At 68.1% G+C, this 12319-nt stretch carries 11 protein-coding genes; 3 read left to right on the top strand and 8 right to left on the bottom strand.

The genetic code is table 11. The features are described 5' to 3' along the window. Positions 1-96 precede the first annotated feature (96 nt). The 5 genes from N5C18_RS08390 to N5C18_RS08370 form a co-directional block, all read right to left on the bottom strand. Positions 97-1383: a sigma-70 family RNA polymerase sigma factor gene (locus N5C18_RS08390; RefSeq protein ID WP_279944280.1), complete on the bottom strand. Its 1287-nt coding sequence runs from the start codon at positions 1381-1383 to the stop codon at positions 97-99. 45 nt (positions 1384-1428) lie between these two features. After that, on the bottom strand, positions 1429-1785 hold the full coding sequence (locus N5C18_RS08385) for a DUF1428 domain-containing protein (protein ID WP_279944278.1): 357 nt from the start codon (positions 1783-1785) through the stop codon (positions 1429-1431). A 23-nt stretch (positions 1786-1808) separates the two neighbouring features. After that, the gene (locus N5C18_RS08380; protein ID WP_180880827.1) at positions 1809-2219 is read right to left on the bottom strand and encodes a VOC family protein; all 411 of its coding nucleotides are present in this window, start codon (positions 2217-2219) and stop codon (positions 1809-1811) included. A gap of 34 nt (positions 2220-2253) precedes the next feature. Beyond that, complete coding sequence (locus N5C18_RS08375; RefSeq protein WP_043403337.1) at positions 2254-2676, bottom strand: VOC family protein; 423 nt, start codon at positions 2674-2676, stop codon at positions 2254-2256. A 63-nt stretch (positions 2677-2739) separates the two neighbouring features. Continuing rightward, on the bottom strand, positions 2740-3153 hold the full coding sequence (locus tag N5C18_RS08370) for a YciI family protein (protein ID WP_053511527.1): 414 nt from the start codon (positions 3151-3153) through the stop codon (positions 2740-2742). A 707-nt stretch (positions 3154-3860) separates the two neighbouring features. Between N5C18_RS08370 and N5C18_RS08365 the strand changes: the two genes are divergently transcribed. Next, positions 3861-4268, top strand: a complete 408-nt coding sequence (locus tag N5C18_RS08365; RefSeq protein ID WP_049428387.1) for a YciI family protein — start codon at positions 3861-3863, stop codon at positions 4266-4268. On the opposite strand, the gene N5C18_RS08360 is transcribed toward N5C18_RS08365, so the two are convergent. After that, positions 4246-6327 (bottom strand): gluconolaconase, encoded by a 2082-nt coding sequence (locus tag N5C18_RS08360; RefSeq protein ID WP_279944276.1) that lies wholly within the window; start codon positions 6325-6327, stop codon positions 4246-4248. The two genes, N5C18_RS08365 and N5C18_RS08360, sit on opposite strands and share 23 nt — an antisense overlap. Positions 6328-6492: 165 nt before the next feature. Between N5C18_RS08360 and N5C18_RS08355 the strand changes: the two genes are divergently transcribed. Next, complete coding sequence (locus N5C18_RS08355; protein WP_279944274.1) at positions 6493-8013, top strand: hypothetical protein; 1521 nt, start codon at positions 6493-6495, stop codon at positions 8011-8013. Between the two features lie 7 nt (positions 8014-8020). Here N5C18_RS08355 and N5C18_RS08350 read toward each other — a convergent pair whose 3' ends face one another. Together N5C18_RS08350 and cycA are read right to left on the bottom strand one after the other, a co-directional pair. Next, positions 8021-8797 (bottom strand): lytic transglycosylase domain-containing protein, encoded by a 777-nt coding sequence (locus tag N5C18_RS08350; RefSeq protein ID WP_279944270.1) that lies wholly within the window; start codon positions 8795-8797, stop codon positions 8021-8023. Between the two features lie 194 nt (positions 8798-8991). After that, positions 8992-10365 (bottom strand): D-serine/D-alanine/glycine transporter, encoded by a 1374-nt coding sequence (cycA, locus tag N5C18_RS08345; RefSeq protein WP_279944267.1) that lies wholly within the window; start codon positions 10363-10365, stop codon positions 8992-8994. A gap of 228 nt (positions 10366-10593) precedes the next feature. Between cycA and N5C18_RS08340 the strand changes: the two genes are divergently transcribed. Continuing rightward, positions 10594-12210 (top strand): EAL domain-containing protein, encoded by a 1617-nt coding sequence (locus tag N5C18_RS08340; protein ID WP_164242713.1) that lies wholly within the window; start codon positions 10594-10596, stop codon positions 12208-12210. The last annotated feature ends 109 nt before the right edge of the window (positions 12211-12319 follow it).

Below are 12319 nucleotides of genomic sequence, written 5' to 3'. Positions count from 1 at the left end.
AGGGAAATCTCTCTGGAGTGTAATGGGATTCGGCAGCGCTGCGCCCCGCCTTTGCTGGGTGTCGACCTTGGTCGACACTCCACGCCATGCGTGGGGTCAGATCCCGTTCCCGTCGGAAGAGAGCGCTGACTCCGATCGCTGGGCGCGCAACAGCAGCAGCTCGCGCTCGCGGGCGTTGCCGGTCAGCGCGGCGGCGGCGGCGAAGGCCGCGCGCGCGTCATCGGCCCGGCCCAGCTGCTGCAGCAGGTCACCACGCACCACCTGCAAGGGCGCATAGCCCTGCAACCGCGCATCGGCCAGCAAAGGTTGCAGCAGCGCCCAGGCCGCAAACGCGCCGTCGCTGCGCGACACCGCCACCACCCGGTTGAGGGCCACGACCGGCGACGGCATCACCTGCAGCAACTGTGCATACAGTGCAGCGATGCGCGCCCAGTCGGTATCTTCGGCGCGGCGTGCGGCGGCATGACAGGCCGCGATGCGCGCCTGCAGCACGTACGGGTCCCGGCCGCCACCGGCCGCCAGTGCGCGTGCCAGTGCCTGCTGGCCGCGCTCGATCTGCAGCCAGTCCCAGCGTGCGCGGTTCTGCTGGTCCAGCAGCACGGGCGCACCGTGCGCATCGGTCCGCGCGGCCGCGCGCGAGGCCTGCAGTTCCATCAACGCCAGCAGGCCCAGCACCGGCGGCACCGGCAACCGGTGCGCCATGATGCGCGCCAGCCGCAGCGCTTCCTCGCACAGCGCCGGGCGCATCCAGTCATCACCGGCACTGGCCGCATAGCCTTCGTTGAACACCAGATAGATCGCCTCCAGCACCGAGGCCAAGCGCTCGGGCATCGCCTCCGCGCGCGGCACCTCGTAGGGCACCTGCTTCTGCGCCAGGGTGCGCTTGGCGCGCACGATGCGCTGGGCGATGGTCGGTTCCGGCTGCAGGAAGCCGCGGGCGATCTCGGTGGTGGTCAGGCCGCCGAGCAGGCGCAGGGTCAGCGCCACCCGCGCATCGGCGGGCAGCACCGGATGGCAGGCCACGAACATCAGCCGCAGCAGATCGTCACCCAGGTCATCTTCCAGCGCCTGGCTGTCATCCGGTGCCGGAAGCGCCGCCGGATGCAGTTCCTCGCCCCACTGCGCATGCTGCTGCGCCACCCGCTGGTGCTGGCGCAGCACATCGATGGCACGGTTGCGCGCAGTGGTCATCAGCCAGGCTCCGGGGTTGTCCGGGATGCCCTGCTCCGGCCAGCGCTCCAGCGCGGCCAGCCAGGTGTCCTGGGCCAGCTCCTCGGCGCGACCCACATCGCCCCCGAGCAACCGCGCCAGGCGCGCGATCAACACCGGCGACTCCATCCGCCAGAGGGTTTCAAAGCGCTGCGTCAGTGCGGGATCAGGCATGCAGCGATCACAGCACGCACGCCCGGCCCGCACAAGCGCCGTGGCTCACGCTTCAACGATGGGCTTGAAGCCGCCCCAGAACATGCGCCGGGTATCGAACGGCATGTCCTTCGGGCCCAGCGACGCCAGCCTAGGGTCGGCCATCACCTTTGCGTTGATGCGGTCGCGCGCCGCCCGAGAGCGGAACACCACGAAGGCCACGATCACCGTTTCACCGGGTTTGGCCTTGACCGCACGCGGGAACGACGTGCTCTTGCCCGGTTCCACATCGTCGGCCACGCATTCGGTGTACTGCAGCGCGCCATGCTCCTTCCACACCGCACCGGCCTTGCGGGCAAGGCGGCGGTAGGCCGCCACCTTGTCCTGCGGGCACGGCAGCACGTAAGCATCCACGTAAGCCATGAGGGTTCTCCCTGCGGCGGCCGTCAGCCCGGCTCGCCGTCCATGTGCGCGATTTCCCAGAGATGGCCATCCAGGTCCTGGAAACCGCGCTGGTACATGAAGCCATAGTCACGTGCCGGCTGCGGTTCACTGGCGCCGGCCGCGAGTGCCTTGTCCACCATCGCGTCCACCGCCGTGCGGCTGTCGGCCGACAGGCAGGTGATCACCTCGGTGTGACTGTGCGCATCGGCAATCGCCTTGTTGGTGAACTGCTTGAAGAACGGCTGCGTCAGCAGCATCACGAAGATGCTCTCGCTGATCACCATGCAGGCCGCATCGTCATTGGTGAAGGTCGGGTTGAAGCTGTAGCCCAACGCGGCGAAGAAGGCCTTGGACGCCTGCAGGTCCTGCACGGGCAGGTTGACGAAGATCATCTGTGGTTGCGGTGCACTCATCGGTAAAGCTCCTTGTGGATGAAAGTGAGACGGATCAGGGCTGCTTCATGCAGTTGACCATCCACGGCTTGCCGTAGCGGTCGATCAGCATGCCCCAGCGATGCGCCCAGAATGTTTCGGCAATCGGCATCTGCACCTGGCCACCTTCGGCCAGCGCGGCGAACACGCGCTCGGCTTCTTCGATGCTGTCGACGTCGACATTGATGGTGGTCGAGCCACCCTCGCCACCGCCGGGGCCGTCGGCCGCCATCACGATGGCGCTGCCGATCTCCAGCTGGCTGTGCGCGACGTGGTCCAGGGTTTCCGGCGGCATCTCGTTGCAACCCGGCGAGCCATCGGATGGCGGCATGTCGCGGTACTTCATCTCCGAAGTGACCTGGCCACCGAGTGCCTTGGCATAGAACGCCATTGCATCGTGGGCCTGGCCGCTGAAGCCGAGGAAGGGAATCAGTTTCATGGCATTGCTCCGTTGATTGATACAGGGTGTTGCCAGGCCGCGCCCGGCGTGGAGTGAGTCGGGTCAGCCTTCCAGCTGTGCACGCAGACGCTGTTCCTGCTGCTGTAAGTCGGGGGTGAAGGCTTCACCGAAGTCTTCGGCGGAGATCAGGGGGCGCAGTTCCAGCGTGCCGCCGCTGCCGAACGGCGCACGGCTGGCCCACTCGACGGCCTCGTCCAGCGAGCGCACGTCCCACAGCCAGAACCCGGCGATCTGTTCGCTGGCGGGACCGAATGGACCGGCCTCGACCGTGGGTGCCGTGCCACCGAAGTGAATGCGACGACCACGCTGGGTAGCGTGCAGGCCTTCACCGGCCAGCATGATGCCGGCGGCCACCAGTTGTTCGTTGAAGGCGCCCATTTCGGACAGCTCCTGCTGGCTGGGCATGCGGCCGGCTTCGGAGTCGGCGTTGGCCTTCACGATCACCATCACTTTCATTGCGGTCTCCCGTGGGAACGCGTGGTGCGTGCCCTTCACTGGGTACAACGAACCAGGGCGATGGGAATCGACACGTTTCTGGAAATTTTTTTTCTGCGTGGAAAGCGCGCCTTCGGCGGGAGCCGGCGAACGGCGGAGCCCCTCCGTGGTGGGGTGGGTGGGTCGCTGAAAGCTGGTTTCCTGGGGGTGGGCCGGGCGGGTGGGGTTGGCGGGGACGCCGTAAACCCGTCCCTGGGGGCTTAGCCGCGCCATCCATGGCGCGGATACCCCGCCAACCCCACCCGCCCGGCCCCAGACAGATTCCGGTGACCGAACCACCACGGGAAGATCAAAGGAAAAGGCAACAGCAACAGCAACAGCAACAGCGATTGGCTGGCGGCCACCGCTTTGCGAGCGAAGCGACCCGCTTCTGCTCTTGCTTGTGATTTTCCGTGGTGGACGCCGCAGGAACCTGTCCAGGGACGGGTGGGTAGGCGGGGCGGGGGTGTCCGCGGCATGGATGCCGCGGCCAAGCCCCCATGGACGGGTTCACGGCGTCCCCCGGCCCGCCTACCCACCCGGCCAAGCCCAAGAATCACGCTGTAGATCCACCACGGAGGGGCCTCGCCGTTCGCCGATCCCCGCCGAAGGCGCGCCTCCCGCGCTGCAACATGCCCACGCGCAATCCTGCGCCATCATGGGCACCCCGCCCGCGCCAGGACCGTGCCATGCAGCAGTACCTGCTTCTGATCTACATCGAGCCTGCCCTGCTGCAGGCGCTGCCCACCGAAGAATTCAACGCGCTGATGCGCGACTGCCTCGCCCACGCCGACAAACTGCAGGCCGAAGGCACGCTGCTGGTCGCGCAGAAGCTGCAGCCGGTCGATACCGCGCAGACCCTGCGCGTGCGCGATGGGCACAGCCGCGTGCTGGATGGCCCGTTTGCCGAAACCCGTGAACTGCTGGCCGGCTTCAACCTGATCGTGGCGCGCGACCGCGATGAAGCCATGCGCATCGCCCGCGACTTCCCGTGGGCACGCTTCGGCAGCATCGAGGTGCGTCCACTCGAAGACATGGACGCCGAGCGCGAACGCTGCGGCGCCCCCGCCGCCGCTATGGCAGCAGCCGTACCCTGATCTCGCGCGGGCCGATGCCTTCGTTGCCGCTGTAGTCGCGCACGCTGGCACGCACGATGTACTCGCCCGGCGGCAGCGCCGCCGGCTGCCAGCGACCGGTTTCCATCAGGCCGTCACGCACGGTGTTGGTGGCCAGGTAACGGAACCGGGTCACCGCGCTGCCGTGCACGGTAATGCCACTGTCCGGTGCATAGGCCACGCGCACCGCTTCCTTCTGCGGCGGCATGCGGTTGAACACGATGTTCCAGCGCGGCTGCTCGTAACCCTGCAGCGGCTGTCCAGCGCCATCGAGGATCTGGTAGCCCACCTGGTACATGCCCAGGCGGCGGCGCGGCAGGTTGTTGTCAACCTGGTCCCAGGCCTCGACCACGATCTGCACGCCGCGACCCTGGCGCGCCACCATCACCACGCCATCGCCACCTGCGGCCATCGGCTGGTCGTTGTCGTCCAGCAGGGCCACACCGGTGATGCGCGGTGCGAAGTGATCGGCGTAGTTGCGGAAGCCCAGCGCCACCGCGTTGGTCTCGAAGCCACCGTTACCCACCGCCAGGTGCACGTGCGCCTGGTTGTTGATGCTGCCCAGGCGATCACCCACGTGGATGCGCATGCCACGTCGCACGCGCATCCGCTGCAGCGTGCCCTGCTCGTCGTACAGCGCCTGCCAGCGCGCGTCGAACGGTGCATCGCGAGGCGTGCGGCCGACCCGCATGTGGATGTACTTGAGGCGATCCACCGACAGGCCTTCGGCCTGCTCGCCCAGGCTCCAGGCGGCCATCGGGCTGCTGACCTTGCCCTCGGCGATCGCCAGCACGGTCTGCCCGACATCGCCGCGCACATCGAAGCCGCCGTGCAGGTGGTGGCGGCTCTCGCCTTTGAAGTTGCCGCGCACCTCGCCCAGCGTGCCGACCACTTCGTGCCAACCGTCCTGCGGTGCCAGCGGCCAGCGCCCGCCGGTGTCCGGCAGCGCGGCATCGGCGGCGGGGCCGACCAGCGCCGGCGCCGGCAGGTCCCCCACCGGCAGCGGACGCAGCCGGTGCAGGCGGTAGCTGGCGGCGTCGGCCACCAGCACACTGCCATCGGCATCCATCGCCAACCCGCTGGGGCGGGCCAGGCGCGGCAGGCGGCCGTTGCCCACCAGCGCGATCTGATGGCCCTGCGGTGTCACCTGCACGATCCGGCCATCCATATCCCCCACGTACAGCACGCCGTCGTGGGTGGTGGCCAACGACAGCGGGCCGTTGATCACGCCACCGGCAGCCACCACCGTGCTGACCGTGCCATCGGGGCCGACGCGGCGCACCGCATTGTTGAACAGGTCGGCCACCAGCAGCGCGCCCTGCGCGTCGAAGGCCAGTGCCACTGGCGTATCGAAGCGCGCCGCATCGCCCACGCCGTCGGCCAACCCCGGACGCCCACCGCCGGCCAGCGTACGCACGCTGCCATCGGTGCCGATCACCCGGATGCGATCGTTGAACGTATCGGCCACGTAGACCTGGCCCTGCGCATCCACCGCGATGCCCATCGGGGCATCGAAGCGCGCCTGCGCGACCGGTCCATCGGCATGGCCCTGCGCGCCCCCGGCCAGCGTGGTCACCTGGCCGTCAATGCCAATGCGGCGGATCGCATGGTTGCCGGTGTCGGCCACATACAGGTTGCCCTGCGCATCGGCGGCAATGCCGGATGGGGTGTTGAAGCTGGCCTGCAACGCCGGGCCATCGATGCGCCCTTCACCCTGCCCGGCCACGGTTTCGACACGGCCATCGGGCAGGCGGCGGCGGATGCGGTTGTTGTCGCCGGCATCGGTGAAATACACGCTGCCATCGGCGCTGCGCAGCAACGCATAGGGATCGGCAAAGCGGGCCTGTGCCGAGGCACCGTCACGATCACCCGGATGGCCGTCGCCGGCCAACGGCTCGATCTGTGCGGTCCAGGCCAACGGCGTGGGCGCCGGGCCTGCCGGTTCAGCCAGCGTGTGCAACGGCGTCTCCCACCAGGTTGCAGCCAATGCCACTGCGGTTGCCACTGCCACGCCTGCTGCCATCCATTGCCACCGTGCCATCGCGCTGCGCTGCCTGCCTGTTGCCTGAAGAGGCAACGACAATAGACGCTGCACAGGCGATCCGCCACGGCCAATCGTACCGTCGGACGCCAGAGTTCCATGCATCGCGCTTGTTCTCGCTGGCGGCAGCGGTTTCAATGTTGTCCCCACGGATGGAGATCCTCCATGCCCCGCACCCTCCTCCTCGCCGCCGTCCTGCTGGCCGCACTGGCAGGCACCCCCGCTTCAGCCTCGATCACAGTTGCGCCACAGAAGCCGTCGGTCACCAGCGATGCCGTGCACATGGCCTACGCCAAGCGCTGGGATGACGCGATCGAGCAATCGCGCAGTGGCAACACACTGGGTGCGCTGATCACGATGGAACAGCTGATGGAGGATCCGCTGCTGGATGACTTCGACGCCGAGCGCCAGGGCCGTGCCTCGCAGGTGGCCGGCTGGACGGCGATGGTGCAGAAGAAGCCGGTCCAGGCGCGCCGCTACCTGCAGCGCGCCGTGGACGCATTGCCGGACGACGCGCAGATCCTGCTGACCCTGGTCTCGCTCGAACTGTCCGAGAGCCAGCCCGCACCGGCCACGAAGTACCTGGTGCGGGCGCTGAAGCATGCCGACGCGCCGCTGCCGCTGCAGAATGACACGGTCAGGTACCTGCAGTACCGCCTGCGCGACCAGCCGCAACAGCGCATGGAACTGCTGCAGGCGCTGTTCGACAACGGCTGGAAGAGTGGCGGCCTGGAACCGACCGGCATGTGGCTGGCACTGGCCACGTTGCAGGCCGAGAACGGCCGTAGCGATGACGTCCCGGCCACCCTGGCCCGTATCAAGGGCCCCGCCGAGATCATCCGGCTGCGCAGCGACAAGCGCTTCGACCGCTATGTCGACCGCAGCGATCCACACTTTGATCCGGTGCAGGCCGCGCAGAAGCATCTGGACGAACTGCGTGTGTCGGGCCTGCTCGATCGCGCACTGGACGCGCGCATGGCCGAATTCAGCAGCACGCTGCTGATGCTGGACCGCAACGAGGAAGTGCTGGCGCTGACCGACGGCATGGCCCGTGCGGCCGCCGCAGGTGAGTCGCCTTCGGCCACCGACGCCGAATGGGTGGGGTGGCTGCTCAACAGCCGGCTCACGGCACTGCGGCGGCTGGGCCGGCTCGACGACGCACTGGCGACCGCGCAGCAGGCCACGCGCATCGGTGCACTCGGTCCCAACAGCATCGAGCACCAGTTGAACATCGGCTTCCTGTTCATCTCGCTGGGTCGCCCGCAGGAGGCGGCGCAGGCGGTGCAGGGCATCCAGGGCCTGGCCGGCTATGGCAAGGCCGCACAGGCGCTGGTGCAGTTCGCCGCCGCCCGCGGCCAGGGCGATGCCAGGGCAATGGAGGCTGCACGGGAGGTGATTCTCGCCCAGCGCGACGATGCCCCCCTGTTCCATCGCGAGATGCTGCTGGAGCAGGGTGACCTGGACGGCGCGGCTGCGGTGCTGATCGAACAGCTGCGCTCGCCGGTCGATCGCGGCGAGACCCTGGCCAGCCTGCAGGACATGCGCACCTATCCGTCGCTGCCGGGCGATGTACGCATCGATGCGGCATGGCGTGCGCTCAAGCAGCGTGCCGACGTGCAGGCCGAGGTCGCACGCGTCGGCCGCATCGAGCGCTACGCGCTGGTCAGCAGCGGCACCTCGCGCTGAGCAGCGCCTAGCGCGCCGGTACCTCGGTACGGATGCCCATCGCTTCGCGGTAGCGCGCGTACAGCGCCATCACCTTGTCCACATAGGCCAGGGTTTCGGCATACGGCGGGACGCCTTTGTAGCGGGTGACCGCCCCGATGCCGGCGTTGTAGGCGGCCGCCGCCAGCGGCCGGTCGCCGTTGTAGCGGCGCAGCAGCGCGCGCATGTAGCGGGCGCCACCATCAATCGACTGCTGCGGCGAGAACGGATCACGCACGCCGTATTCCTGCGCGGTATCGGGCATCAGCTGCATCACGCCCTGTGCGCCCTTGGTCGACACCGCCAGCGCATCGAAGTTGCTTTCGGCATGGGCAATCGCACGCAGCCACGCATCGTCGACGCCGGTGGCCTTGGCGGCGGCCTTGAACTGCCTGGCGTGCTGCGCCAGCTGCGGCGTGCCGACCTTGCCCAGGCCCTCATGGGCCGGCTCGCCCGGCGGCGTGGCCACGGTGAATTTCAGGAACACCCGCGAGCCGGGCAGGTTGCGGGTCGAGTAGACCAGCGCACCGTCCTGCTCGCGCTCGTACAGCACACCGCTGAACACGCCCATGTTGCCCCACAGGTTCGGGGTCTGGATGGCGTTGTCGTCGATCTCCTTCGGCGTGCAGCGCGAGCCCGGTTCCGGTGCGGTGGCCAGGCTGACGGTGTTGCCCTGCACGCAGCGGTAGACCGTGCGCGCGCTGGCCAGCCCGGACCACAGGCCGGGCAGCAGCAACAGCACTAGCAGGAGCGGGCGACAGATCATGGCGGCCGGATGATCCGGCCGCGCCCGCTAATGTTGGGTGAATGGGGGTCGACAGGGCTGCGCCCTGCACCTGCGGTAGTGCCGGCCGCTGGCCGGCAACCTCAACAGCAACGGCAACGGCCGATGCTGAGCAACGGGCTCTGACCCCACTCCAGAAAGATCTCTGGATCAATCAATGGAACGGAAACGCCGGATTACTTCGCAGTCCTCCGCCGCATCCAATACCCCACCCCCAGCAGCACGAACCATGCCGGGCTGGCGATCAGCGCCTGGCGGGTGTCGCCCTGCAGGCTCAGCAGCACCAGCACGCCGGCGAAGAACACCAGGCAGGCCCAGCACATGGCGACGCCGCCGGGCATCTTGAAGATCGAGGCGGCGTGGCGCTCCGGATAGCGACGGCGGTAGACCATGTAGGCCACCAGGATCAGCGACCAGACGAAGATGAACAGCACCGTCGCCAGCGTCGTCACCAGGGTGAAGGCGGTCACCAGGTTGGGAATCAGGTAGATCAGCAGGGTGCCGCCCAGCAGGCACAGGCACGAGAACAGCAGGCCGCGCGCCGGCACCGCCGCACGCGACAGCCGCGACAGCCCGCGCGGTGCGTGGCCCTCTTCGGCCAGGCCGTACAGCATGCGGCTGGTGGAGAAGATGCCGCTGTTGGCAGAGGACGTGGCCGAGGTCAGCACCACGAAGTTGATCAGGCTGGCCGCAGCGGGAATGCTCGCCAGCACGAACAACTGCACGAACGGGCTCTTGTCCGGCACCACCTGGCGCCACGGCGTGACCGCCATGATCGCGATCAGCGCCAGCACGTAGAAGATGATGATGCGCACCGGAATCGAGTTGATCGCCTTGGGTAGGTTGCGCTCGGGGTCGGCGGTTTCGGCGGCGGTGGTGCCCACCAGTTCGATGCCGACGAAGGCGAATACCGCGATCTGGAAACCGGCAAAGAAGCCGACCAGGCCCATCGGGAACATGCCGCCGTCATTCCACAGGTTCGACAGCGCTGCGGTGTGGCCACTGGGCGAGGTGAAGCCCCACGCGACCAGGCCGGCGCCGGTGATGATCAGCGCGCAGATCGCCACGATCTTGATCAGTGCGAACCAGAATTCCATTTCGCCGAACAGTTTCACCGTCACCAGGTTCAGTGCCAGCAACAGCAGCACGCAGGCCAGTGCCGGTATCCATGCATCCAGCCCGGGGAACCAGAACTGCGCATAGGCGGCGATCGCGATCACATCGGCGATGGCAGTCACGATCCAGCAGAACCAGTACGTCCATCCGCAGAAGAAGCCGGCCCAGGGACCGAGCAGGTCGGTGGAGAAATCGATGAAGGATTTGTACTGCAGGTTGGACAGCAGCAGCTCGCCCATCGCGCGCATCACGAAGAACAGCATCGCGCCGATGATCAGGTAGACGAAGACGATGGACGGGCCGGCCAGGCTGATGGTCTTGCCCGATCCCATGAACAGGCCGGTGCCGATGGCACCGCCGATGGCGATCAGCTGCAGGTGACGGTTGGACAGGCTGCGGCGCAGGTGCTCGGGGGGCGTTGCGGGCTCGGTCATGGGCGCGGAAAGGGGCGGGCGAAGCGTTCGACGGTAGTCCTCTGCGGGCAGGAGCGCCAGCACCGGACGAGCTGATTCCGTCAATCTTGGCCGCTTTCATCACAATGTGACGAAATACCGGATTACGCCCATTCCGCCCGGCCCGGCGCCATGCTCAGATAGCCGCATCTGCCCAAGGACCGGCCCGCCCATGCCCTCTGCCCTGCCCCTCCCGCTGGAGCTCCGGCCATGAGCCGGCTGCGTGTCATCATCGGCGGCACCGCGCTGGCACTGCTGGCCGCCGCCCTACCGATCGCGGTGATGGCCTACGCCACCTGGGACCGCGCGGTCACGGTCGAACAGCAGCGGCTGCACGACATCGCGCTGCGCACCCTGCGCCGCTCCGACCTGTCCTACCACGAGGCGCTGGCCGCGCTGAAGTCGGCAGAAGCCGGTACCGCCTCCGGCTGCGACGAGGACCACATCCGGCGCATGCAGACGCTGGTGATGACCACGCCGTCGGCGGACCAGATGGGCTACTTCGAAGGGGGCAAGCTGCGCTGCACCTCGTGGGGGCCGTTCCACTCGGACGTGAACCAGCCCAGGGCCGACCATGTCACCAGCGACGGCGCCGGCATCGCGGTGGACGTGCGTCCCGAAACCAGCGGCCGTCGCCAGGTGCTGGCGATCCTGTACGGCTCCCACGACGTACTGGTCGATCCGCGCCGCTTCGTCGATGTCATCGCCGATCCGAATGTGCGCCTTGCGCTGGCCAGCCCGGATGGGCGTCTGCTGGCCAAACAGGACGGCATGGACCCGGTCCTGCTGCAGAACCTGCTGCGCAATCCCGGCGAGGGGCTGGACCAGGACACGCTGTATGCCACCGCGCGCAACGAGGAATGGCTGGCGATCGCCACCACGCCACGCACCGCGCTGGCCGCCACCTTCCGCCAGCAGGCCTGGCTGTTCGTGCCGCTGGGCCTGCTGCTGGCGGCCGCGGGTGCCGGCCTGGTGATCTGGCTCTCCCGGCGCCGGCTGTCGCTGCGCGGCGAGCTGGCCACCGCCATCCGCCGCCGCGAGCTGTACCTGCATTACCAGCCAATCATCGAGCTGGATACCGGCATCTGCGTCGGCGCCGAAGCGTTGATTCGCTGGCAGCGCCCGGACGGCACCCAGGTGCGGCCGGACCTGTTCATTCCGCTGGCCGAAGAGGCCGGCATGATCGCCGACGTCACCGACCTGGTGATCGAGAACGTGGTGCGCGACATGCGTGAGCTGCTGGTGGCCGACCGCAGCGCGCACATCGCGATCAACCTCGCCGCCGAGGACATCAGCAGTGGGCGTGCGTTGAAGATGATCTCCAAGCACATGGCCGGCAGCGGCATCCTGCCGCAGCAGATCTGGATGGAGGCCACCGAGCGCGGCTTCCTCGATCTGGACCGCGCCCGCACGATGCTGGCGCAGGCGCGCCGCGCCGGCCACAGCGTGGCCATCGATGATTTCGGCGTGGGCTTCTCCAGCCTGCAGTACCTGGAGCAGCTGCCACTGGATGCATTGAAGATCGACAAGTCGTTCATCGATGCGATCGGCACCGAGAGCGCGACCAGCCCGGTCACGCCGCACATCATCGACATGGCCAAGGAGCTGGGCCTGTGGGTGGTGGCCGAAGGCGTGGAAACCGAGGCACAGCTGGCCTACCTGCACAGCCGCCACGTCGAGTTCGGGCAGGGCTGGCTGTTCTCGCGGCCGCTGCCGCGCGACGAGTTCGTGGCGTTCCACAACAAGCGCCAGCAGCGCTACGGCGCGGCACGCGAGCACATGCAGAATCCGCGCAGCGTGCCGATCGAGCGTGAGGGCGTGGAGTAGGACGGCGAACGGCGAGGCCCCTCGTGGTGGGTCGCGTACAGCTATCCCAGAGTTGGCCGGGACGGTCGGGTTCGCGGGGGACGCCGTAAACCCATCCATGGGGGCTTGG

Origin of the sequence: Stenotrophomonas sp. GD03930, from assembly GCF_029839665.1 — a bacterium.
Taxonomy (GTDB): domain Bacteria; phylum Pseudomonadota; class Gammaproteobacteria; order Xanthomonadales; family Xanthomonadaceae; genus Stenotrophomonas; species Stenotrophomonas forensis.
This window is presented reverse-complemented; position numbering and strand designations above follow the sequence as displayed.

Bases quoted from the DNA above. Each gene is read 5' to 3' on its own strand.
- N5C18_RS08385 (WP_279944278.1), bottom strand. From the start codon at position 1,785: ATGGCTTACGTGGATGCTTACGTGCTGCCGTGCCCGCAGGACAAGGTG.
- N5C18_RS08375 (WP_043403337.1), bottom strand. From the start codon at position 2,676: ATGAAACTGATTCCCTTCCTCGGCTTCAGCGGCCAGGCCCACGATGCA.
- N5C18_RS08355 (WP_279944274.1), top strand. From the start codon at position 6,493: ATGCCCCGCACCCTCCTCCTCGCCGCCGTCCTGCTGGCCGCACTGGCA.
- N5C18_RS08365 (WP_049428387.1), top strand. From the start codon at position 3,861: ATGCAGCAGTACCTGCTTCTGATCTACATCGAGCCTGCCCTGCTGCAG.
- N5C18_RS08360 (WP_279944276.1), bottom strand. From the start codon at position 6,327: ATGGCACGGTGGCAATGGATGGCAGCAGGCGTGGCAGTGGCAACCGCA.
- N5C18_RS08340 (WP_164242713.1), top strand. From the start codon at position 10,594: ATGAGCCGGCTGCGTGTCATCATCGGCGGCACCGCGCTGGCACTGCTG.
- cycA (WP_279944267.1), bottom strand. From the start codon at position 10,365: ATGACCGAGCCCGCAACGCCCCCCGAGCACCTGCGCCGCAGCCTGTCC.
- N5C18_RS08380 (WP_180880827.1), bottom strand. From the start codon at position 2,219: ATGAGTGCACCGCAACCACAGATGATCTTCGTCAACCTGCCCGTGCAG.
- N5C18_RS08390 (WP_279944280.1), bottom strand. From the start codon at position 1,383: ATGCCTGATCCCGCACTGACGCAGCGCTTTGAAACCCTCTGGCGGATG.
- N5C18_RS08370 (WP_053511527.1), bottom strand. From the start codon at position 3,153: ATGAAAGTGATGGTGATCGTGAAGGCCAACGCCGACTCCGAAGCCGGC.
- N5C18_RS08350 (WP_279944270.1), bottom strand. From the start codon at position 8,797: ATGATCTGTCGCCCGCTCCTGCTAGTGCTGTTGCTGCTGCCCGGCCTG.